The organism is Oceanobacillus sp. M60 (assembly GCF_053839645.1).
In genome coordinates, this window is record NZ_JBSSNH010000003.1 from 336,699 (window position 1) to 360,330 (window position 23,632).

Genomic DNA, 23,632 nt, shown 5'->3' on the forward strand with positions numbered 1-23,632 from the left:
TTATATAAATTTTATCGTGCAGGTCCGCTGATAAAAATACACAGCTAGACCGAGCAATAGAATGCAAAGTGCCAGATAAATCACAAACAACGGGAGCATCTGAAATAAAATAAGTACTAGCGGCACGATCATCAATGCCATCCCGGTAAATGCTGCTATCAAAACAGGTGGGCTTTGTTTAACAATATACATATCGTTTTTCCAGCTGAAATGTGGGTAGAAATAATTCAGCATCAATCCAAATGTCGTGATAAAAGCGGAATAGCTTACTGGAATAAGGATGGCCCAGATCAGCTGCTCTATCGTTGGAGATAAACGGATAATATAAGCTAGGATGCTAATAGCAAAACCAATAAAATGCAGGGAAAAGGTACAGGCTAATTTAGCATGAACCACCCTTTTTTGCTCAATGGGCAGTGTTTTTAAAATCCAAACTTTATTCCCTTCCATGGAGAGTGCAGCAGCTGCCGGATTACTGATTAACAGCATTGCTGCAACAACCATGGGAAATAGATTGGTAACGGTTTCTATAGAAACAGGAAGCGGAATAAACGTTGTTAATTTTTCAAATCCAAACAGAAGTAATGCCATACTAATAAAAACTAACAGCACGGTGCCTAATATCGAGTTCAGCAAGTAGTTGTAAGAGCTGAATAAAGCAGTTATTTCCTTTTTCCATAAAGCAACGAAGATACGTCGCTGTTTGATGGTTCGCGGTTTCATATAATTTGTGCTTTTTAAAGCAAGAAGGCGCAGGTTCAATCTGCGATAGTATCTGCTGCCGAAAAAGGTAAGCACTAAAAATAATAAACCGCTGATAAAGAGAAAAATTAGAATAAAAAAGCTGTCTGCCAAACTGTTAAATTGAAATAAGACGGAAGGCAGATACATAGTTGTCATCTGACTATATACAGCAGTTCCGATATCTTGCATGCTATCTGTTTGGTTAGATTGCGTCATGATAAAATAGCCGAAAGCACCGAGTAGAAAAAGAGATAAACAGACAGCAATCAGATTCATTTGCCGAAAATAAGCCGCCATCCGATAAACGAGACTTCCAAAAATGACACCGATACAAATTGGAATCACAGGGGAGGCCAGCGCTGTGATGCAAAACAGCATAATTAAAAACGGTGAGACAAGAGTATTTGCTGCCCAGACGAGTAAAGCTGGCAGGTTGAATAACAGACCAATCAGTAAATTGAAAAAATAGAGGTGAAGCAGCTTGCTGATAAAAATTTCTTTTTCACTGACGGGATAAGCAGCCAGCTGTTTAAAGTCGCTGCTGCCAAAGATTGTTCCATTCGCTCGTAACAATGATAAGAAAATCATCATCATACTGGAAACGGAAAGCATGTATCCCGGAATCATAGCTGTCTGGCCAATACTGACCAATGTTTTGGCTGTCAGTATATTATACGAAAGCAGCAGTATTCCCATAAGAAGCAGAACAACAGCTGTTATTTTTCCTCCATTTCCTTGCTTGCCGGAACGAAATAAATCATGGAAATGAATGCTGTTGGCAAGGTTATTTTTAAATAATATCCATATTTTTTGATTCATTGCGAACCTCCATGAAAATGTCTTCTAAGGTTTTTGAGCCGGCTACCTCTTCCATTAAGCCGTTTTTGACAAGCTTTCCATTGTGAATAATGGCTACCTTATTACAAAGCTTCTGGGCAACTTCTAAGACGTGCGTAGAAAAGAACACGGCACCGCCATTATCTGCATGCTTCTGCATCAGACTTTTTAACTGAAAGGAAGCAGTTGGATCCAGGCCGACAAATGGTTCATCCAAGATAAACAGGGATGGCTGATGTACCAGAGCAGCAATGATTGCAATCCGCTGCTTCATTCCATGAGAGTAGGAAGCGATGCTGTGATGGAGCTTGCCAGTCATTTCGAACAGACTGCTGTATTTTTCGATAGATGATTCTCTTTCCGTAAGATTAACCTCAAAAATGTCGGCTATAAAGTTGATATACTGCATGCCGGTTAAATGCTCATAAAGGTCTGGAGTATCTGGGATATAAGCCATTCTTTTCTTACAAAGAACAGGGTCATTTTTCATAGAATAGCCATCAATCGAGATTTCTCCCTCGTTAAATGGGTGAATGCCAACAATTGATTTGATCAACGTGGATTTGCCGGCTCCATTCGCTCCAATAAATCCGTAAATATCGCCGCTTTGAACGTGAAGGTTGATATCCGTAATCGCCTTCGTGCCATCTTCGTATATTTTTGAGACGTGATTCGCTTTTAACATAAATTCCCTCCTATTGACAAAGTGTCAGTCGTAGTGATAAAAGAAACCAATGAAGTAAGGTACATTGGTTACCAATTTAAAATCGATTCTTCAATCCCCAGCGTTTTTGCTAAAACCCCTTTAAAAGCTTCTAAATAAATTTCCATTTCTTCTATTCCCAGTTTTTTTAGCTTGATATCATTCGAAACAAAAACATATCCTGTTACTAAAAAATGGGCAGTCTCATAAGGGTAAGCTACTTTAAAAACATTCTGTTCTTTTCCTTCCTCTATCACTTTTGTAAATAAAGGGAGCAGCTTTTCAATAAATTTATGATAAAAACGGTCCATCATATATCTGTTTTCCTCCAGCTGAACGGTTTCCTGCAGGGTGACTTTTTCCTCTGTAACCGAATCTTCTTGAATAATCGTTGTTTGTAAAAATTGCTTTAATTTCTCTGCCGGGCTCAATGAAGTCTCGTTAACGATTTTTTCCATCTGCAGGATAAGCGGCTTAACAGATTTTTCAACCAGGATATAAAGAATTTCTTCTTTATTTTTAAAGTGATAGTAAAGCAGTCCGCGTGAAATTCCTACTTGGTTGATAATATCCTGTGTAGTTGTCTGCAGGTAGCCTTTTTCTGTAAACAGCTTCATCGAAGCATCCAGGATTTCTGCTTTTCGAACTTCAGGCAATTTCACATCTCTCATGTTATATACCTCCTTTGAAGATAGTATATACAGATGACTGACAAAGTGTCAATGGATAGGTAGACATAATTTTATATTGGAAAGGAAACCTGTCTATTAAAAAATAGTCAAGATATGAATGATGCCTGACAGTTGACGAGATATCCTGTGTATAGACGATGAGCATTTAATACATAGAAAACGAATTATTCGCTGAAGGTGCGAACAATTCGTTTTCTTAAATTTATAATAGATTGTTTGGAATGAAACCAATAATAAGAAGCTACACCTTCTTGTTTGTAAAGAAATTAGAAAAGAGGACTATAATTATTCCTGTTATAAGTAATGGCAAGAAAAAAGTAGAGAAGACCTCTGGACCGTCCGTTATCGTACCTATCCTTTCATTAAACATCATTCCTGTCATAAAGAATAGAAAACCTAACCAAAAAATTGACTTCCCAAGCTTCGTATGTTTTTTCATATTGCATCACCATCTCATCCATTCCTAATTGTTTTTACCCGTTAATTTAAATACAATTTTCATATAATCTATAACAATTTTACCATATTTATTCAGGACATTCTATAAAATCTAGGTATAAATTATTGATAATAATAGCTTTAGATGGTTTAGAGATAATTCAAGGCTGTTAGAGTATTAAAAATTTATCTTGACAAGTTCATCTTTTTAATCAATAATGATAATCGTTATCAATGATAATGATTATCATTATCAGAAAATAAAATGTCATAAAAAAGGAGGCGAATCAATGAAAGCAATTGAAATAAATGAAATTGATGTCGGTTATGCGAATGAGTTAATTATCAAAGACCTCAGCATTTCGATCCCGGCCAATAAAATCACAACGATTATCGGCCCGAATGGGTGTGGGAAGTCAACGCTCATCAAAACAATTGCCCGCATTTTAAGTGTGAAAAGCGGTGCGGTATTTTTAGAGGGCGAGGCGATTCATAAGGTCGATACAAGAGAGATTGCAAAACGCATGGCTATCCTGCCTCAAACTGCTGAAGCGCCTGGCGGATTGACCGTATATGAATTAATTTCTTATGGGCGCTTTCCTTATAAAAAAGGGATGGGTTCTCTAAGAAAGGAAGATTACGAATATATTGACTGGGCAATTGAGGTGACAGGGTTAGCGGAAGTTCAGGAGCGGGCAATCATTGCTTTATCCGGCGGTCAGAGACAGCGGGTGTGGATTGCAATGGCTTTGGCGCAGGGAACTGATATCCTTGTGCTGGATGAACCGACTACTTATTTAGATTTGGCACATCAATTAGATATTTTACTATTATTGGAGCGCCTTAATAAAGAAGAAGGACGTACCATTATTATGGTTCTGCACGATTTAAACCATGCTTCCCGCTTCTCGCATTATATGATTGCGATGCGTGATGGAGAGGTTGTGACAGACGGTACGCCAGAGAATGTGATGACCTGTGGTAATCTGCAGCAGGTTTTTCAAATTGATGCACATATAGCAAGGTGTCCGCATAGTGCGAATCCGATTTGCTTATCGTATCAGTTATGTCAGGCGGAATCGGCATGCGCTTCATCTAAACCATGCCATCAAAAGGTGTCAGGTTAAGCATTTATGATAAATAGTAAAAGTAAACAATGAAAGGTACTAAACAATGAATGAACTAGAAGATTTAAAAAAAGTCAAAGAAACCGTGCGGCCTGTCCGGAATGTGCTTGTTTTAGCGGCGGGGAGCTTCCTTTTACTATTATCTTTGCTGCTGGCTGTATCCCTTGGCGCTGCGGATATGCCATTGAAAACAGTCTGGCAGGCCATATTTCAATTTGATCCGGACTTGCAGCAGCATCAAATTATCAGGGAAATACGCTTTCCGCGTATTCTTGGAGCAGCTATTGTCGGCAGCTGTTTTGCCGTTTCTGGAGCATTAATGCAAGGGATGACTCGTAACCCGCTTGCTGATTCCGGATTGCTCGGACTAAATGCCGGAGCCGTATTTATGCTAGCATGCTGTTTTGCATTTTTTCCGCATCTTTCGTATGTATATATAATTTTATTTTCATTCCTCGGTGCTGCACTTGGTGCTGGAATTGTATATGGCATCGGTTCTTTATCAAAAAATGGTCTGACACCAATCCGTTTAGTGTTGGCTGGTGCAGGAGTCAGTGCCCTTTTGGGAGCATTAAGTGAAGGAATCGCGCTTTATTATGAAATTGGGCAGGATTTAGCATTCTGGTATGCAGGCGGTATTTCCGGTACAAGCTGGGGCCATTTGCAAATCATTACACCTTGGCTGCTGCTGGCAGTTATCGCTGCAGTGATAATATCCCGCTCAATTACATTATTGAGCCTGGGAGAAGAAGTTGCGGTTGGGCTGGGTACGAAAACTGGACGCATTAAATTAACTGCTGCCTTGATTATTGTTGTATTAGCTGGTCTGGCTGTTTCTGTCGTCGGCGCGGTGAGTTTTGTGGGATTGATTGTACCGCATATGGTCCGCTGGCTGTTTGGGTACGATTACCGCTGGATTATTCCCGGAACGGTCATTTATGGTGCGTTACTGGTTGTGTTAGCGGATTTAGCAGCACGTATCATCAGCCCTCCTCATGAAATGCCGGTTGGTGCCTTAATTGCCTTATTGGGCGTACCTTTCTTTTTATACTTAGCAAGAAAGGGCGGGGGATTGGTATGACATCACAGAAAAACAAACAGCATAGCCAAGTCAGAAAAGCGAGAAGAGCAGGGCTGGTCAGTGTTATCTTAGTCTTTCTGATTATTATCATATTTTTTATCAGCTTAAATACAGGGAGCATTTACTTAACACCGAAAGAGGTTATTTTTACTTTATTTGGACAAGGTACAGAGCAGCAGGCGCTTATTTTATTTGATTTTCGCTTGCCGCGTATGATTATTGCTTTGCTGGTAGGAATGGGACTTGCAATCTCAGGAACCGTGCTGCAGGGGATTGTTCGGAACCCATTGGCAGATCCCGGAATTATTGGTATTAATGCTGGAGCAGGTTTATCCATTATGCTTTTTTTATCCTTCTTTGCAGTAACAACAACAATATCTGTCTTTCTGATGCCGTTTTTAGCTTTCTTTGGAGCAGCAGGTGCTGCCCTTATCATCTACTTGCTTTCTTACAAGCGGTCTGAGGGAATTTCGCCGATGCGGCTGGTATTGACAGGGATTGCAGTTGCAGCCGGTATCAATGCGTTAATGATTGTATTAACACTGCGATTAAATCCGGAAACCTATCAATTTCTGGCAACCTGGCTTGCGGGAAGCATATGGGGCTCTAATTGGCAGTTTGTTCTAGCATTACTTCCGTGGCTTGTTATTCTGGTACCGTTTGTTTATTCCAAAGCAACGGTTCTGAATATTCTCCACTTAGGGGAAGAAACGTCCATTGGGCTAGGAGCAAATTTAGAAAAAGAGCGGCGTGTGTTACTGTCTTCCGCTGTCGGTCTTGCAGCAGCGAGTGTTTCTGTCAGCGGCGGAATTGGATTTATCGGACTCATTGCTCCGCATCTCAGCAGACAGCTGGTTGGAGACAAGCATGAGTATGTGATTCCAGTTTCAGGCTTGATGGGGGCGCTGTTACTGCTCTTAGCAGATATGATCGGCGGATTCATTAAACAGCCGGAAGTGCCGGCAGGGATTATCGTCGCTGTGATTGGAGCGCCATACTTTTTATATTTATTAGCGAGGCTGAAAGATTAATAATTTAAAACAATAAAAATAGAATGAGGGAAAACAAATGAAAAAGTTACTATTTCTTTTTGGATGCTTACTTTGTCTAGTTATTACAGGCTGCAGCAATCAGTCAGACGGCAAACAAAATGACGGGAAAGAAGAAGCATCAAATGAAACCGTTACGTATGAATCAGAGACAGGTCCGGTGGAAATACCTGCTGAACCGCAGCGAATTGTAGCACTGTCAAATGGACCGAATGTTTTCGCTTTAGACGGAAATTTAGTAGGGGTCGATGAATGGACAAAAGCGAGTCCGCTTTTTGAAGAAAAGATGGCAGATATAGAAATAGTTTCGGAAAATGATCCAGAAGGTATTTTGGCACTGGAACCGGATTTAATTATCGCCGGATCACATATGGAGAATCTGGATGAGTTAGAAAAGATTGCTCCGACTGTTATTTATACATGGGGAAAGCTGGATTATCTGGAGCAGCAAATAGAGATTGGCAGACTTCTGAATAAAGAGGAGGAAGCACAGGAATGGGTGGATGACTTCACTAAACGTGCGAAAGCAGTCGGTGACAAGATAAAGGAAAAGCATGGGGAAGATGTTTCCGTATCTGTATTTGAAACAGATTCTAAAAATTTCGCTGTCTTTGGAGATAATTGGGCCCGCGGGACAGAAATATTATACCAGACAATGGAGCTGGAGATGCCAGAAAAAGTGCAGGAGGATGCACTTGCTGACGGCTATTACAACTTATCGCAGGAGACACTGCCAGAATATGCTGGAGATTTTATCGTTTTAAGCAGTATGGGCGGAGAGAATGAATTTACAAAAAGTGAAACATGGCAGTCAATTCCGGCAGTGGAAAATAATCAGGTAATCGAAATTGATACACAAGAGGCAAGCTACAGCGACCCGGCAACACTGGAATATTTACTGGACATTTTTGAAGAAGGATTTCTTCAATAAGAAAGCTTTTCTAGTTCATCACAGGAGGTAGTCATTCCATGTATCGCAACGAAAGATTTCAGTTTTCTGGAAAGCATCACCCTTATATTATAAATGTTTTCATCCCGGAGCAGCCGGTTTCAGACAACGGATTTTCTGTGTTGTATATTTTGGATGGAAATGCTTATGGCACACTTTTCAGTGAAATGATAAAGCTGCAAAGCAGGCGCTCAGAGAAGACAGGGATTGAGCCGATGCTGTTAGTTGGTATCGAATATGAGGGCGGGGAGCCGTTTCATTCTAATCGGGTATATGATTTTACTCCACCTGCTGTAAAGGTAGAACTGCCGGCAAGGTCAGACGGGTCTTCTTGGCCGGAGCATGGCGGAGCAGAGAAATTCATGGATTTTCTAGAAGCGGAATTAATCCCATTTATCGATAAAAAATATAAAACAAATCAGAAGAAACAAACAATCTTTGGCCATTCACTTGGCGGTTTATTTGTTTTATATACATTATTTCAGCGTTCCCGCCTTTTCAGCCATTATTTCGCTTGCAGTCCTTCCATATGGTGGAATAAGCAGGCGATTCTATCCTATGAAACAAATATCAATGATAAACATGTTAAGGGATTGTTTATTGCTGCAGAGCCTGTGGAAAACAAACAAATGTATGCAAACGGTCTTGCCATGTATGAAAATCTTTCTGAGTGCAATAAAGATTTAAAAACAGCTTTTTTTGCACCAGAAGGGGAGAACCATATGTCTATTGTGCCTGCTGTGTTTAACAGGGGGATGCGGTTTTTGCATGGATAAAATACAAAAGGAATCTCTGTGAGGGGGTTCCTTTTTTAGTGAATAGCCGAATTTATACATAATACAATGTATAGTTCCGAAAGAGCCGATGTAAATCATTTAGCCAAAGATTATTTAGGTAGTGTACTAGAAGTTAATTCTAGTAAAAAGAATGTCCGAGGAATTAACTGGAGAATAAATTTTCATAATTCATAAAAAAATACTCGATTCAGATTGACATAATGAATGGATTTTTATAAAGTTAAATTTAACTATCTTTGAAATGTTCTAATTGTGAAAAAATTTATTTTGCTAAATTAGAAGAATAGGAGGGAAAAGAATGACGCAAAAAAAGGAACCGATTAAAAATTGGAAAATTTGGGTTATTTTAATTGTTTTGCTTATTTTTAGTGTGCCATGGTATTTGCCAACAGGGTCTTATGAACCGTTTATTTTAGGGTTGCCTTATTGGGCTTGGATTATATTGGGAGTTTCTCTTATCATATCCATTGTTTTAACGCTTATTTTAAAGCATTGCTGGTACATGACCGATGAGGAAGAAATGCAGGAGGAGGAAGAGAAACAATGAGCAATCTCGCATTTTCAGGAACTTCTGGTATTATTATTATGCTTTTCTATGGTTTTCTCATGCTTTTTATCGGTTTTATTACATATTGGAGAAACAGAGGACTTCATCAATCGAATAAAGAGTTTTATTTAGGCGGCGGGAACCTTAGCGTCTTTGTGTTATTTTTTACATTTTTTGCAACGCAGTATAGCGGAAATACAGTGGTTGGCTATGCGCCGACTGCCTATCGGATGGGTTTTATGTGGATGCAGTCCATTACTTTTTTTATTTTAATCGTAGTGGGGTATTTAATGTTTGCTCCGAGGCTTTATGCACTGAGTAAAAAACATCAATTTATTACTCCGTCAGATTATATTGATAAGCGATTTAAATCGAAAGCAGTTACACTGCTCGCCTCCTTATTAATGCTATATGGATTATGCAATTATTTATTAGAGCAGATTATTGCTATTGGACATGGCGTCAGCGGATTGACCGGAGGAACCATTCCCTATCAGGCTGCTGTGGTATTTTTCGTTACTGTAATGATTATCTATGGCTGGCTTGGGGGAATGCGCTCTGTAGCTTATACGGATACGATGCAGGGGATTGCCTTGCTATTTGGGGTCGCCGTGCTGCTGATTGGCTCCATGATTTACTTTGGGGGGTTGCCTTCTGCAACGGAATATGCTGCAACGATTTCACCGGAGAAACTTGGTGTGCCGGATAGCAATGGGCTTGTAAGCTGGTTCAGTATGCTGATTCTCGTTATGATCGGAGCGGCCATTTATCCCCATGCAATCCAGAGAATTTTTGCTGCCAAAAGTGAAAAATCATTAAAGAAATCATTATCCTGGATGGCGTGGATGCCTTTTGTTACTTCCGGTTTTGTTTTTATCATTGGAATTATCGGTATTCAAGCTTTTCCGGGCTTGAGTGAAGGAGATTCCGAACAATTAGTGGGAATGATGGCTAACCATATCGCGATGCAAAATCCTTTCTTTTACTGGGCGATGGTTCTATTATTTGGCGGAATTGTAGCTGCGATTATTTCTACTGCGGATTCGGTATTACTTACCTTGTCATCGGTTATTTCTAAAGATATTTATGCACGCTATATCAATAAAAGTGCCAGTGATAAGAAACAAATTTTAGTCGGTAAATTAACAGGGGTTGCCCTTGTTATTATTTTACTTTTGATTGCCTGGTATCCGCCGGCAACCTTGTATCGAATATTTATTCTGAAATTTGAATTATTGATTCAAATTGCTCCAGCCTTCCTTTTAGGGCTTTACTGGAAACAGCTTCACCGTCATGCATTGTTCATAGGTATGCTTGCTGGAACGATTATCGCATCGGTCATGGCATTTACTGGCCAGCAGCCTTTAGGTATTGCCAGCGGCTTATGGGGATTAGCTGTTAACTTTATGTTATGTGTTGGTTTAAGCTTCTTCTTAAAAGTTCCTAAGAGTGAAGTAGAATTGCTGCAAAAAGAAATATCTTAATTATTATATAAAGGGGGATTGATGATGGATATCAGTCTCTCTTTTATTTTTGTGAATTTATTGGATGAATTTGAAATTTACCAGAACGGCACTTATTACATATTTCATAAAGGGATTGCTAATCCTATTTGATTTAGCTTTATTAGTATTTTATTTTTTGTACTGCCATCTTACACCCAACCGACCTTCATAAAAAAACGAGTACCATTCATCATAATCCAGCTTCCGCTCCGTCCTGTTTTCCCTCTCTTCATCCGGAATTTAATGCTGCAACATTACTTCTCCCATATGCTTGAAACAGCAAACAAATGAGGAGTGAATTAGTTTATGGAGTTTTTTCAAGACCTGCTAGTTAAGCTGATGGAAGCAGAAACATGGGTGCAGTATGTAAGTGTGTTTCTTATCTCTATTGTGCCTTTTTTTGAATCCTATGTAGCCATTCCAATTGGGATTGTATTTGGTTTTCCAAGTATGCAGGTTGTCCTGATTGGTGCATTTGGCAATTGGTTGTCTGTCATGGTGTTTATTTGGCTTATTTCTGGTTTGCGGAAGAAAATAGCTGGAAAGAAAAATAAAGGAAGTAAACGGAAAAATCGTGCACAAAATATATTCAATAAATATGGAGTTGCAGGTTTATCCTTTGCTGGTCCGCTTATTTGTTATCACGTATGTGCAGCAATATCTATTGCGTCAGGAGCAAAAAAATCATATGTGAGTATTTGGCAGACAATCGGTATAGGCGCATGGTCTGTTGCATTGGGGGCAGCTTTTCATTATGGTGTCAATCTTTTGGAATACCTTCCCAATCTAAATCCATTTTCTTGAAGTTAAAGTGGAAGAGACCGTTGGATGTGAGTAGAAACAGAAATATTTAGATATTCCTTCATCTATTTCAAATTTTAAAAAGGAGAAGATACATCATGAAAAAAATAAAACAGACAGGTGTAGCTGTCCTGATGATTTTGTTTGCGGTTATTCCATTTCTGGTTATCTATGAGCCATTGTCACAATCTATTCCCGCCTTGCCAAAGTATGAAGCTCCCGGGTGGTTCATTCCTGCCGGCTTTATCAGCATTGCTCTGATTGTTGCTCTTTCGTTTTTGTTAGCCTCTTTAAGCTCAAACGGAGATTCGGGCAAGTATTAAAATAATGGTTAAATGAGGATGTTTCCTATAATATTGAAACTAGATAACGGATCGAACAAAGGAGTCGTTTGGATGGTAATGTCTTTTAACAAGCTAAGAAAAATTGAACAAAATACAGTCCTGCTGCCGGAGTTGAGCTTGACTGTTCAAAAAGGGGACATCATTGCTGTTCAGTGTGAAAATGAGTATATTGGACGCCTGTTTACTCTGTTAAATCATCCGGAGCATATCCAACAAGAAGCGATTGCCTTGCCAGAAGGCGGATTTCAAAATGTGTATTTGTTTCAGCAGACGGACGGTTTATATAAACGGTTAAACGTGAAGCAGATGCTTCTATTTTGGTGCAAATTATATCGGCATCAGGCAGATTTAGAATTCGTTTTAAACCTATGTGAATTGCGGCATTGTGCAGCGAAGAAAACAAAACAGCTGACATTGTCTGAACAGCAGCGTTTGTTATTTGCTTCCGCATTGATTCAGGAGGCTGCTGTATATATTTTTGAAGATCCTTCTCTTGGATTGGACCTTCAATCCAAGCATGTGCTTCATAATCTGCTGCTTCATTTAGCGGATAAAGGTGCAGCAGTATTATTGTTCACTCCGACCTTGGAAGAAGCCATTCGACTTGGCAGCTCGGTTTATCGATATTCCGAACGGGGCGTTCAGCAGCTGGAACAGGATATAGAAGATGCTGAAAATACGGCGGAAGAAGAACCTGAGGATGAAATAACAAGTATGCAGGTGCAATTGGATAAAATCAGTGCAAAAATTGAGGATAAAATTATTCTCTTTAATCCGCTTGAAATTGATTATATAGAAGCTCGTGATGGGCAGACATATCTTTTTGTGAATAATGAGGAATTTGCCTCGTCCAATACGATAAAAAGTTTAGAGGACCGGCTGCAGCCTTTGGGATTTTTTCGCTGTCACAGATCCTATCTGGTTAACCTGCAGCGGGTACGGGAAATTATTATTTGGAGCAAAAACAGCTATAGTCTCAGTCTGGATAATCCATCAAAAAGCACCATTCCATTATCAAAAGGAAACTATAGTAAGCTGAAAGAGTTGATCCATTTATGATGAAAAATGAAAAAATGGGATATTTGTATCGCTTCAGAGCATTGCTTTATAAGGACATTTGTGATTTGCGCTGGAATGGGCAGGTGCTCTTTAACCTGATTACAGGTGCTATTTTGATTTCGTTGTTTGCCTTGCTCCCACACGGGGAAATTCCGATTTCGTTTGTGTTTGCATTTGTTTTTGGGATGCTGACATTGCTGATGCAGGGGAATTTAGTAGTAGAAGAAAAGGAGCAAGGAACCATCCGGCGTTTGAAGCAGGCTGGATTCTCGCTAAAAGAAATTCTGTTTTCTAAAATGATGATAACATTTATGACAACGGTCCTCATATTGATTCTTTTCTTTGTACTTTATGGAAATCATATGCTGTTTCATTTGCAACTATTTATACTTGTTTTGCCTATTATAATGATAATGTTAGTCGCAGGTACTTTTTTAGGAATAAAAACAAAGAACACAATTGAAGTCAGTCTTTATGGATCGCCAATCATGATATTCTATTTTTTCTTGGAAGGTCTTTTGATGAATAGCAGCCGGGAGGGGATGCCCTGGTTAGCTATTTTTCCAAATTATCATATTCATTATGGAATTGACCAGATCTATAACAAGGAGCCGTTTCTTTCTTATTTAACGGTACCAGTGATTTGGATGGCAGTGGGAATAGTAGTGTTTATAACCTGGTATAAAAAGCAGCATTTTAACTAGGAAAGTAAATCCATTAAAACAGCAGATGAGTTATCTGCTGTTTTTGAGCAGCTAGGAAAGTTATTAGATTTTCCCGGCTGCCTAAATACAACAAAGGCTTTCGTCCAAAGGAATAATGTATGCCAAGGTTTATAAGAGATTTTAAGAAATAAGCGCTGCACTCTTGAAATGATTAAAAGGCTGAATTTTTTGTGAGTTAAATAAAAAGATTCAAATATAAGATATAAGTACTAAACGTATGCTTTTGTATGATGAGGTATAAAAGATTCAACTATTTGCTGATTTATCCGATTATTTGCCGGCTTACGCCATTTGAAGGAGTTGTGATAGAAAGGTAGAATGTAATTTGTCATGAAAAAATTCCTTTTAAAAGAGGATATAGGCTTATTTTACATACTTTAGAAAGGGGAGCAATGGTTATGATGAAGAAAGTAAAGGGACTTGGATTTATTCTTTCTATTTTAGCTGTATTCTTACTTGCGGCTTGTGGAGGTTCTGATGATGAATCTACTGGAGAGGACGGCGAAACAAATTACAGTGAAGTGGTAGATTATACGATTATTGGTATTGAACCCGGAGCCGGGATTTCTGTAGCTACGGAAAATGCTCTAGAAGAATATGAGAATTTAGATGGCTGGGACGTGGAGATGTCATCTACCGGAGCAATGATGTCTGAGTTAGGAACAGCTATTGAGAATGAAGAACCAATCGTTATTACTGGATGGAATCCGCATTGGATGTTTGCGCTTTATCCAGATATGAAGTACCTGGAAGATCCTCAAGAGATTTATGGGGGAGAAGAAACGCTTAATTCTTTAGCAAGACTGGGATTGGAAGACGATAATCCAGATGCTTATCAATTTATTGACCAGTTTGAATGGGAAGTAGAGGATATGGAAGAAATTATGTATGAAGCAGAAGAAACTGGTGAAGATATTGAAGATGTAGCGGTACAATGGGTAGAGGATAATCAAGACAGAGTAGACGCATGGGCAGAAGGAGTCAATGAAGGAAACGGTGCTGAAATAGAGCTTGCGTCTACACCATGGGATTCAGAGCGTGCTTCTTCCAACGTCGTAAAAGCGGCAATGGAACAGCATGGTTTTGAAGTGACCGTAACGGAGGTAGATGTAGCGGTTGTTTTTGAATCGGTTGCTTCTGGCGATGTCGATGCTACTTTAGCTGCCTGGTTACCATTAACACATAGTGAATTCTATGAAGCGAATCAGGACAACTTTGAAGATTTAGGACCTAATTTAGAAGGCGCTAAAATTGGTCTTGTCGTTCCTGAATACATGGATATTGATTCGATTGAGGATTTAGAGGCAAACTAAAAATAATTCAATAAAAGAGGAAAGCCTTATACGAAAAGAATCGGCTAATTCGCAGATTCATTCGTATAAGGTTTTTCATTTTCACACCCGAATAATCTAAAGGAAGAAAAAACACATAACCATCGCTACATTCTTTTCAAACCTCCAGTATATGATTTAATATAGAGGAAGGAGCTGAAATGAAACTTACATAATTTATAATATGTACAAACAGGGGGTGCAAATTTTGAGAACTGGAGAAGTAAAATATAATGTCAGTATTGTGTTTATTATCATTGCTATTCTATCATATGCTCTTTTGGCAATGAATTCCTACAGTATGCTTGGCAACATAGAATCTGACGGAGAATTCCGGGAATATATTGAGGAAAATCTGCAAGCGGCTGGAGATGATCTTGGAGGAATAACACTGGAAGAACAGATAGAAATTTTTAGCAGCATCATAACATTTGTGATTATTGTTTCTATTATCTATGCCTTGTTAGGCATTGTCGCTGCCGTTTTTTTAACGAAAAAAATAAGAGTCAAGCTTACAGGGATTCTGCTGATTGTGCTAGGAGGATTAAGTGTTCTTTTGACGTTAGTTCTAGGAATTATTGGAATCTTAGGCAGTATTGGTTATCTTATTGCTGGTATAGTCACGGTGGTAAAGCATCGAAGAGCAGGGAATGTTATAGGGTGAAGAGTAAAGAAGGGCAAATATCAGATAGTGGTATTTGCTCTTCTTAATGTATTTCCGGAAATAATAAAACCCACTATGGCAGGATTTCATTAACAAAAATGAGAACATTATAAAAACGCGTTCGTCTAATGTTCACAAATTTGTTTAATAAAACCTGCTATACAAACAAATTCACTGGAATTAAAATGGTGTATGGTATATATTTTTCATAGTGCTTAAAATTTATTACTCAACTTTCGCACCTAAGAATAAGCATATATATCTTGCTATTTCAGGGTGAACATGTTCTCCATTACCATGCTTGCATTTTGGTGAAATATCCGGCCTTTTTGGAATTGGTGATGGTGCATAGCTCCGCTCCGGCCAACCACTCCGCTTTCCGACGTACAAATGTTTTCGATGGGACGAGTAATCGCAGTCCCAGGACGTGCAAGTGCAGGCGTTGTGACAGGAGTCACGGGTTTAGCCTGCAAACCACTTAGGAGTCTACGTGGTTGGCCTGCGCTCTGACAGGATTCTACAGCGAATGAAAGAAATAAGATTTTAATGAGCTGAATGAAATAGCAGCTTTCGTCTGAACAACCCAATCATGACAGTATGGATATGAAATACAGGGAATCGCTTCGATGCACAGAAAGGAATCTTGGCGGAACATGTTACCATGCAGACTGAAAAAGATGTTCTATCTGATTAAACATCTATTTGGTGAGTTGTTTTTTCACGTATAGAACATCTTACTAGCGGAGGCGGACCGTTTTGACTCCTGAGGGATCAGCACCATCTGAAGATCCACTTTTGCCAAGTGCTCTTCTTGGCAAAAGTTAGCTGAAGAGCGTGCCCCTAGGCAGACTAATGTCGCAACGTCCTGGGGTTGCGATTACTCACCCCATCGAAAACATTTGTACGTCGGAAAGCAAAATGGTCCGCCGCAGCGGTGCTTTACACTTCACCTTTTATTCTTTGTCAAGGGTGTTATCGAAGGAACGATCAACTCCTGTTTCTATAGAAACGAAATTACTTTTTAATGTGCGAAAGTTGAGTTATTACTTCTTGCTTTATCCTTATTTAAAGCAAAGGTATTCATTTCAGATAGATAGTTAAAAGGGGATTAGATTCGAAATGGCAGAAACAATCAATGGACAAAATCAAAAAACGCCATTATTAAAGATACTTTCGCAAACAGTGAAGACAGGTATTATACGCTCCAACCTGGTTCCGATGTTTGCAGGATTAACATTGTCTTTATACACGTACCAGATTAGTATTACAGACAAGCTCTTGGAAATCTTATTTGCGTTTTTAGGTTCTATTTTCGTGATAGGAGCAGCTGGAGCTTTCAATAATTTATACGATCGGGAAATCGATGCAATTATGAAAAGAACACAAGGCCGGCCGACAGTTACAGGGGAAATCAAGCCTGGAACAGTGCTATGGCTCGGTATCATCATGGCTGTAGCTGGAATTATCCTGCTTTGTTTGACAACACCGCTGGCAGGGCTATTAGGCTTTCTGGGACTGTTTTTTTATGTTTTCCCATATACGATGTGGAGTAAGCGGAGAACCGTATATAATACAGAAATCGGCAGTATCTCTGGAGCGATGCCTCCTTTGATCGGGTGGGCTGCGATGTATCCGGATATTACGCATCCGGCGATTTTAGGTCTTTTTGTTATTGCAGTTATTTGGCAAATGCCGCATTTTTATTCGATTGCAATTCGAAGACATGAGGAGTATCAAGCAGCTGGAATTCCGATGCTTCCTGTTGTAAAAGGAGTCAGACGGACTTATATCCAGACGAATATTTATTTAATCGTGATGTTTGGTATCAGCTTTTTATTGAGCTCATTAAGTGTCGGGCTGATGCTTGTATCTCTTATAATGAGTCTCGGCTGGCTTATGTTGAGTGTTTTTGGCTATCAGCGAATGGACTCAGAAAAATGGGCAAAATCAATGTTTATTTATTCCTTGATTCATATGACGGTTGTTTTTTCAACCGTGATTATTTATTCGTTGATGGGGATTATTTTTAAATTGTAGTGTAAATGAAAATATGAAATTGATTCATCAAAAAAGCTGCTCTTTTGAAAAGAAATTGTTGAATCTAATAAGAAATCCAAACACTTTTTTGAAGGTGTTTGGATTTTTTATTAGCGGATTTTTTAAAAAATAACCAGAGTCAGAAACAGTCCTAGCAGCGTAATAAAGAGAATAGGAAAAGTTAAAATAATACCAATCTTAAAGTACTCTCCCCATAGTATTTTTATCCCTTTTTGTGACAGCACATGCAGCCAGACCAAGGTAGCGAGCGAGCCTATCGGCGTAATTTTCGGCCCTAAATCAGATCCGATGACATTTGCATAAATAAGTGCCTCTCTTAGAATCCCCGTTGTATTTGTTTCCGCTATAGCAAGCGCATCAATCATCACCGTGGGCAAATTATTCATTACAGATGACAGGACTGCTGCGAGAAAGCCCATGGCAAACGTGGCAGCGAATAATCCTTGATCAGCAGCAGCCTGAATCAGGACGGCAAGGGCGGAGGTGAGGCCAGCGTTTCCCAGTCCATATACAACGACATACATACCAATAGAAAAGATAACGATATTCCATGGAGCGTTTGTAATTACTTTCTTTGCATGGACAGCCGGACTGCGTCTTGCTAAAAGTATAAAAATCATTGCAATCAAGCCGGCAATGATGGAAACAGGAATATGTATCCATTCACTTGTAAAGTATCCAATAATTAATAAGCCAAGAACATACCAGGATAAACGAAAGAGCTTTTTATCTTTGATCGCTTCTGCCGGCTCTTTTAATTTGGATAAATCATACCTTTTCGGAATCGTTCTGCGAAAATAAATCAACAGCACGAGCATGGTCGCAATAAAAGAGAAAAGGTTAGGAATAATCATCCGTGTTGCATATTCTGCAAAGCCAATCCCAAAAAAGTCTGCTGATACGATATTTACCAGATTGCTAATGATAAAAGGGAGGGAGGTTGTATCAGCAATAAATCCTCCGGCGATAATAAACGGAAAAATCATATGTGCTTTAAAATGCAGGTGCTGAACCATAGCCAGTACGATTGGTGTCAGGATAAGGGCTGCTCCGTCGTTGGCAAATAACGCGGCTACGATTGCGCCTAATGTACCGACGTAAATAAACATTTTCAGGCCGTTTCCTTTGGCTGCTTTCGCCATATGCAGTGCAGACCATTCAAATAAGCCAATCTCATCTAAAACTAAGGAGATTAAAATAATGGCCACAAAGGCTAAGGTAGCATTCCAGGTAATGCCAACTACTTCCAGAACATCCTTCCATTCGACAACTCCAAATACAATGGCAAGAATTGCTCCGCCTGTTGCAGACCAGCCAATATTTAAATCTTTAGGCTGCCAAATGACGAAAATAAGTGTGATGAAAAAAATAATAAGTGCAAGTATAAGCGTAGGTGTCATGGTGATCTCCTTTATTTTAATTAACTGAAATGTAACTTATACAAATTATTAAAAATACAGACTTTCATTTTATCAAAAAAAGGATAGATTTACACTTAAACGAGGAGAAAAGTGAAACCTATCCTTATATGTTTTATAAAATTTCTTCCAGCAGCCAGGACAAATTAAGGTCTTGATCCATCGGCCCCATCGAATCATTGCTGGTGTTATTAACCTCATCAAATACATAGTTGTTAAAGTTGATGGTTACGTGCTCAACATCATTATAGTCAGCAAAGACTACCTCAAACGCTCTCTCCTCACCGGAAGGTAGAAAAATATCATACTCCAAATTGGGGAAATCAAATCCATTCGCTGTATCAGTTAAGGGAGAGGTCTCTTGGATCTGACCATCATCCATTGTCCAGCTCAAACCAAACAAAAATGTTGAAAAACCAGCCATATCATAATCACGGTCATTTTTAATGACAAAGTTTGCTTTTATAAAAGAATTGCAGCTACGATCTTCATCTTCTGCAGCACAAAATTCATCAATAGATACACCGTCATATTCATCTAATCTTTCTGCTTCTTCCAGCGTAACACTTAAATCATTAACTTCATATGTCTGCCCGAGAACATCGTGCCGGTCAAGCCGGTCTGTAAAAGGGTAGAGCAGACTATTATCGACAATCGGTGTATTTTCCATATCACGTATCTCATCCATCGTTATATGATCAAAATCAACGGATTCCCATTCATTTTCATATTGCTCTCTTGTTATTCTCTCGGCTATGATGGTGCTGCTGATACTTCCATATTGCTCCATAGCGGCATGACCTTTTATCGGATAGGACCATATCACTGTATGAATATCATATTCCTGATCACTATAGGCAAATAAAAAATCAAGTATTTTTTTCGTATCCTTTAAACGTTCTATATAAGTTGTTTCCGAATCTGCTTCGATATCTCCCAGCATGTTTACAAACAGCCCGTTTGTCTCTCCTCCGTCATCATCATATTGGGCAATCTCAGACACTAAATGACGCGGTTCCTCATAAAATCGCATTAACTTACCATCAGCTTCTCGTTTATCCAGTATATAAAAATCATCTGAAACGAGTGTGGAATCCACGTTGGCAGTTTCTCCGAATTCCTCCAGTAAGAATTCCGCTGCGTCCCTCGGCAGCCCATCATCTAATTCATCCAGTTCTTTCTTCAGTTGTTCTGTTAATTCACTATTGTCTTCTGTGGTTTCTTTTGTTTCGTCATCAGAAGCTTTGTCAGCAGTTTTATCCGACTGCTCCTCTGAATCGCTGCACCCGGCAAGGATAACAAATAAAATAATTATCAGACCGTAAAAAAATCTTTTTTTCATCCAATTCCATCCTTTATTTGAAAATTAATTCTTTTGCTAATTAAATATCGAAAAATAATTATATCCTACAATTCATTATTTGTTAACCCTTGGTCATAGTGGCATAGTTGAAAACATCAGCTGCTGTATTAGATTACTTTACTATCAGCGCCGGGCAGTTCACCCGCTTCATCACTTTATGGCTGACACTTCCTAAAACCATCTCCTGAAGCGTATTTAAACCGCGGCTGCCGATGATAACCATATCTACTTTTTGCTGATTGGCGTACTGAACAATTTCGGGACCGGGCTTTCCACGCAGAATCGTTGTTTGATAGGCTGCATTTGCCTGGTTTAGAACCTGGATGACTTTCGAATTCTTTTTACGGCGTTCTAAGTCAACGGCTTCACTGGAATTTGCATGGAGAACATCTGACTTTGATTTTTCAATATCAATGACATACACCACGTCAATAACGGATTCTTTATCAAATGAAGCCACTTTAACCGCTTCTTGAGCAGCACGCACCGCGTTTTCTGAACCATCTGAAGCAAGTAAGATATGTTTATACATGAAATATCTCTCCTTTTAATGTGAGGATAGAACCCCATTTAATTTATCCATTATTTTTTTACTTGAACTATCCAGTTCGACAAGCTCCACCTGAATTCCTTTGGATTTTAACAGTTCCGATACTTTTAAAATGGCGCCGACACCAGAATCATCCCAAACGCGGCTGTCAGAGAAATCAATCTGGATTTTTTTACTCTGGATATTCGCTTTTTTAAAGTAATCAACAAATCCATCGATGGAAGCGAAAAAGAGCTGCCCATGAATGCTGTAACGATTACCGTCTTTGGAAATTTTAACAGTTGAAATTTTTATTACAAAGAAAATAGCACTTAACAGCACTCCGGCAAGAACTCCTTTGGATAAATCATGGGTGTAGACGACGATGATAACAGTAGTTAACATCACGATGGCATCTGTACGTGGAGCCTTTATTAAATAGTTAAAGGAGCTCCAATCAAATGTTCCGATACTTACCATAATCATAATGCCGACTAAAACAGGCATGGGGATTTGAACAACCAGATCACCCAGTACAATAATGAGAAACATTAAAAAAATACCGGCAATGAACGTAGATAAACGTCCGCGCCCGCCAGATTTTACATTAATCACCGACTGGCCGATCATCGCACAGCCGGCCATTCCGCCAAAGAATCCGGTAATAAAATTGGCTATTCCTTGCCCGCGCGCTTCCCCGTTTTTATTGCTTTCCGTTCCAGTCATATCATCGACAATCTGTGAGGTAAGCAGGGTTTCCAGCAACCCGACAATCGCCATGGATAACGCATATGGAAATATAATTTGCAGCGTTTCAAATGTCCACGGTACATTCGGAATAAAAAAAGACGGAAGTGTCTGAGTGATTGTTCCAAGATCCCCTACTGTATTAAGGTTGACGCCGCTGAATATGGCAATGGATGTTAATGCGACAATAGCAATCAATGGAGCTGGAATTACTTTGATAAACCGTGGTAAAGTATATAATAGGATTAACGTAATCCCCACAAATAGATAAGTCATGGTCGATATACCGATAAAATGCTCCAGCTGGGCCATAAAAATCAAAATAGCTAATGCATTGACAAAGCCAATCATGACGGCATTTGGAACAAATTTCATGACTTTAGCAACCTTGCAAATACCAAAGATAAGCTGAATAATACCTGTTAAAATGGTGGCTGCCAAAAGATAGTCGAGACCATAATCTCTGACCAGCGGAACCATAAGTAATGCCATTGCTCCGGTAGCTGCGGAAATCATTCCCGGCCGGCCGCCGGCAAAAGAAATGACTACAGCAATAATAAATGAGGTATATAATCCGACCATTGGATCAACACCTGCTATGATGGAGAAAGCTATTGCTTCCGGAATAAGAGCGAGCGCAACGACAATGCCGGATAAGATGTCAGCCCGGATATTACCGAACCATTGTTGTTTTAAAGTTTGCATGATAAACTCCTTTTCTAAAATTCTTTTCACATTGTAGCACTAACTTTCCCAAAAAGGAACCCTTCAGGGAAATAAATAGGAGCGGATAATATGATATATGGCTATACAAGACCGTTATATAACGATAAACATTCTCAAAATCAACTAGTATCTTTAAAGGGAAAATGTGACCGGATTTTTCAAGAAGCACATGGAACGCCGAAAAAACGAATCCAGCTGGAGAATCTATTGATGGAGATGCAATCAGGAGACAGTATCCTTGTAGAAAAAATGATTGCCTTAGCGGATACCTTTCACCACTTGATGGAAGTAGTAAAAGTATGTGAAAAAGATAATGTGAAAATCCATTTTCTGAATGAGGATATTCAAAGTGATACGCTGCTAAACATTCATTTACAGGACATGATGGCATATATTCTGCAATTCCAATCAGACAGTATTAAACAATCTACAACGCAAGGGATGTATGAGGCGAAGCAGCAGGGGAAAACCATTGGGCGTCCTAAGAAATCGGATGAAAATATTAAAAAGGCGATTGCGATGTATCAGGATGGCTTTAAATTATTTGATATTAAAAATGAAACAGGGATAAGTAAGTCAACGCTTTATCGTTATTTGGAATCATTTGAAGGGGAAAATTGATTTGGGAAGATATTGGAGCTATCTATTGATATTTGCAGATGAGGTTCTTCTAGTCCAATATCTTCCTGCGTCAGGTTTTCTAATTTAATTTTGTTTTCTGCCTAAAAGATGCTATTTCTAATCGTTTATTGTCCAAGTATTTTTCACCTTAATATGTAACACGCTTTTTCCTATCAATCAGAGGATACACCTGAGTGATTTTTATAATAACGGCGCTGGCAATCAGTGCTTTTAAAATGTCTCCTGGTAAAAAGACCAAGGCAGAAATAGCGGTCGGTCCCCATGGAAGGTTAGATAAAATAGATAAATAGGTAACACCGATAATATTTACAATGATAACCCCGCCAAAGGTTGTAATTAATACGAGCTTCCAATAGGTCAGGTGACGAAAACTTTTTTCTGTTAAGTACCCGATAATCCATGCTGCGATCGGCCAGGATATAATATATCCTCCCGTCGGTCCGATAAGCACGCCTAAACCGCCGCGTCCGCCGGTTAATAAGGGGACTCCTACCGCAACGAGAAAAACAAAAAGCAAGACACTGAGTCCGCCTCGTTTTGCTCCTAATATTCCGCCTGCAAGCATGATGCCAAGCGTCTGTACCACAATCGGTACAGGAATAAAAGGAACGGGAATAGGAGGGAAAATAGCCAGAACCCCCACGATTGCTGCGAATAGCGACATAAACATCATATCTCTTAATTTCAATTTTATTCCCACGCTTTCTAGTTTTGATATTAATAGAATAAGGGAATATATACTTAATTGTCAACCAT

The 23,632-nt window shown here is 39.2% G+C and carries 24 protein-coding genes; 15 read left to right on the plus strand and 9 right to left on the minus strand.

Going from position 1 to position 23,632, the window contains the following annotated elements; all coding sequences use genetic code 11:
- The 3 genes from ACW0TQ_RS09555 to ACW0TQ_RS09565 all read right to left on the minus strand — a co-directional run bounded on the left by ACW0TQ_RS09555 (window position 1) and on the right by ACW0TQ_RS09565 (window position 2,955).
- Window positions 1–1,563 (minus strand): hypothetical protein, encoded by a 1,563-nt coding sequence (locus ACW0TQ_RS09555; RefSeq protein ID WP_193063909.1) that lies wholly within the window; start codon window positions 1,561–1,563, stop codon window positions 1–3.
- A complete protein-coding gene (locus tag ACW0TQ_RS09560) occupies window positions 1,535–2,266 on the minus strand; it encodes an ABC transporter ATP-binding protein (protein WP_042532918.1) in 732 nt (243 codons plus the stop codon). The genes ACW0TQ_RS09555 and ACW0TQ_RS09560 overlap by 29 nt, the downstream gene beginning before the upstream one ends.
- 68 nt (window positions 2,267–2,334) lie before the next feature.
- The gene (locus ACW0TQ_RS09565) at window positions 2,335–2,955 is read right to left on the minus strand and encodes a TetR/AcrR family transcriptional regulator (RefSeq protein WP_455725607.1); all 621 of its coding nucleotides are present in this window, start codon (window positions 2,953–2,955) and stop codon (window positions 2,335–2,337) included.
- 749 nt (window positions 2,956–3,704) lie between these two features.
- Here ACW0TQ_RS09565 and ACW0TQ_RS09570 point away from each other — a divergent pair.
- The 13 genes from ACW0TQ_RS09570 to ACW0TQ_RS09630 all read left to right on the plus strand — a co-directional run bounded on the left by ACW0TQ_RS09570 (window position 3,705) and on the right by ACW0TQ_RS09630 (window position 15,393).
- Window positions 3,705–4,541: an ABC transporter ATP-binding protein gene (locus ACW0TQ_RS09570; protein ID WP_455725608.1), complete on the plus strand. Its 837-nt coding sequence runs from the start codon at window positions 3,705–3,707 to the stop codon at window positions 4,539–4,541.
- Window positions 4,542–4,587: 46 nt separating this feature from the next.
- Entirely contained in the window at window positions 4,588–5,622 is a 1,035-nt protein-coding gene (locus ACW0TQ_RS09575; protein WP_455725609.1) for a FecCD family ABC transporter permease, read from the plus strand.
- Window positions 5,619–6,653 (plus strand): FecCD family ABC transporter permease, encoded by a 1,035-nt coding sequence (locus tag ACW0TQ_RS09580; protein WP_193063907.1) that lies wholly within the window; start codon window positions 5,619–5,621, stop codon window positions 6,651–6,653. The genes ACW0TQ_RS09575 and ACW0TQ_RS09580 overlap by 4 nt, the downstream gene beginning before the upstream one ends.
- A 37-nt stretch (window positions 6,654–6,690) precedes the next feature.
- The gene (locus tag ACW0TQ_RS09585) at window positions 6,691–7,602 is read left to right on the plus strand and encodes an iron-hydroxamate ABC transporter substrate-binding protein (protein ID WP_212928258.1); all 912 of its coding nucleotides are present in this window, start codon (window positions 6,691–6,693) and stop codon (window positions 7,600–7,602) included.
- Between the two features lie 38 nt (window positions 7,603–7,640).
- The gene (locus ACW0TQ_RS09590; RefSeq protein WP_455725610.1) at window positions 7,641–8,396 is read left to right on the plus strand and encodes an alpha/beta hydrolase; all 756 of its coding nucleotides are present in this window, start codon (window positions 7,641–7,643) and stop codon (window positions 8,394–8,396) included.
- A gap of 319 nt (window positions 8,397–8,715) precedes the next feature.
- Window positions 8,716–8,964, plus strand: coding sequence for a hypothetical protein (locus tag ACW0TQ_RS09595; protein ID WP_042532932.1), 249 nt, complete (start codon window positions 8,716–8,718; stop codon window positions 8,962–8,964).
- The gene (locus ACW0TQ_RS09600) at window positions 8,961–10,448 is read left to right on the plus strand and encodes a sodium:solute symporter family protein (protein WP_193063904.1); all 1,488 of its coding nucleotides are present in this window, start codon (window positions 8,961–8,963) and stop codon (window positions 10,446–10,448) included. Before ACW0TQ_RS09595 ends, ACW0TQ_RS09600 begins: the two co-directional genes overlap by 4 nt.
- A gap of 327 nt (window positions 10,449–10,775) precedes the next feature.
- Entirely contained in the window at window positions 10,776–11,273 is a 498-nt protein-coding gene (locus ACW0TQ_RS09605; protein ID WP_193063903.1) for a small multi-drug export protein, read from the plus strand.
- Window positions 11,274–11,368: 95 nt separating this feature from the next.
- A complete protein-coding gene (locus tag ACW0TQ_RS09610; RefSeq protein WP_193063902.1) occupies window positions 11,369–11,593 on the plus strand; it encodes a hypothetical protein in 225 nt (74 codons plus the stop codon).
- 72 nt (window positions 11,594–11,665) lie between these two features.
- Window positions 11,666–12,673 carry a LytTR family transcriptional regulator DNA-binding domain-containing protein gene (locus tag ACW0TQ_RS09615; protein WP_212928263.1) on the plus strand — a complete coding sequence of 336 codons (1,008 nt, stop codon included), beginning with the start codon at window positions 11,666–11,668 and terminating at the stop codon, window positions 12,671–12,673.
- Window positions 12,670–13,377, plus strand: coding sequence for an ABC transporter permease (locus ACW0TQ_RS09620; RefSeq protein ID WP_368901653.1), 708 nt, complete (start codon window positions 12,670–12,672; stop codon window positions 13,375–13,377). The genes ACW0TQ_RS09615 and ACW0TQ_RS09620 overlap by 4 nt, the downstream gene beginning before the upstream one ends.
- Window positions 13,378–13,796: 419 nt before the next feature.
- Window positions 13,797–14,711 carry a glycine betaine ABC transporter substrate-binding protein gene (locus ACW0TQ_RS09625; protein WP_455725611.1) on the plus strand — a complete coding sequence of 305 codons (915 nt, stop codon included), beginning with the start codon at window positions 13,797–13,799 and terminating at the stop codon, window positions 14,709–14,711.
- Between the two features lie 226 nt (window positions 14,712–14,937).
- Window positions 14,938–15,393, plus strand: a complete 456-nt coding sequence (locus ACW0TQ_RS09630; RefSeq protein ID WP_193063898.1) for a hypothetical protein — start codon at window positions 14,938–14,940, stop codon at window positions 15,391–15,393.
- Between the two features lie 266 nt (window positions 15,394–15,659).
- On the opposite strand, the gene ACW0TQ_RS09635 is transcribed toward ACW0TQ_RS09630, so the two are convergent.
- Window positions 15,660–15,851, minus strand: a complete 192-nt coding sequence (locus ACW0TQ_RS09635) for a hypothetical protein (protein WP_256705758.1) — start codon at window positions 15,849–15,851, stop codon at window positions 15,660–15,662.
- 661 nt (window positions 15,852–16,512) lie between these two features.
- Here ACW0TQ_RS09635 and cyoE point away from each other — a divergent pair.
- On the plus strand, window positions 16,513–17,430 hold the full coding sequence (gene cyoE, locus ACW0TQ_RS09640; protein ID WP_042532942.1) for a heme o synthase: 918 nt from the start codon (window positions 16,513–16,515) through the stop codon (window positions 17,428–17,430).
- A 122-nt stretch (window positions 17,431–17,552) separates the two neighbouring features.
- Here cyoE and ACW0TQ_RS09645 read toward each other — a convergent pair whose 3' ends face one another.
- From ACW0TQ_RS09645 to ACW0TQ_RS09660, 4 genes are all read right to left on the minus strand, one after another.
- Window positions 17,553–18,851 (minus strand): arsenic transporter, encoded by a 1,299-nt coding sequence (locus tag ACW0TQ_RS09645; protein ID WP_455725612.1) that lies wholly within the window; start codon window positions 18,849–18,851, stop codon window positions 17,553–17,555.
- 133 nt (window positions 18,852–18,984) lie between these two features.
- Window positions 18,985–20,211, minus strand: a complete 1,227-nt coding sequence (locus tag ACW0TQ_RS09650) for a hypothetical protein (RefSeq protein WP_193063896.1) — start codon at window positions 20,209–20,211, stop codon at window positions 18,985–18,987.
- A gap of 133 nt (window positions 20,212–20,344) precedes the next feature.
- The gene (locus tag ACW0TQ_RS09655) at window positions 20,345–20,764 is read right to left on the minus strand and encodes a universal stress protein (RefSeq protein WP_042532950.1); all 420 of its coding nucleotides are present in this window, start codon (window positions 20,762–20,764) and stop codon (window positions 20,345–20,347) included.
- Window positions 20,765–20,779: 15 nt separating this feature from the next.
- The gene (locus ACW0TQ_RS09660) at window positions 20,780–22,216 is read right to left on the minus strand and encodes a SulP family inorganic anion transporter (RefSeq protein ID WP_193063919.1); all 1,437 of its coding nucleotides are present in this window, start codon (window positions 22,214–22,216) and stop codon (window positions 20,780–20,782) included.
- Between the two features lie 87 nt (window positions 22,217–22,303).
- On the opposite strand from ACW0TQ_RS09660, the gene ACW0TQ_RS09665 reads away from it, so the two are divergent.
- A complete protein-coding gene (locus ACW0TQ_RS09665) occupies window positions 22,304–22,855 on the plus strand; it encodes a recombinase family protein (protein ID WP_455725613.1) in 552 nt (183 codons plus the stop codon).
- 148 nt (window positions 22,856–23,003) lie between these two features.
- On the opposite strand, the gene ACW0TQ_RS09670 is transcribed toward ACW0TQ_RS09665, so the two are convergent.
- Window positions 23,004–23,564, minus strand: coding sequence for a biotin transporter BioY (locus ACW0TQ_RS09670; protein ID WP_193063895.1), 561 nt, complete (start codon window positions 23,562–23,564; stop codon window positions 23,004–23,006).
- Window positions 23,565–23,632: the final 68 nt, after the last annotated feature.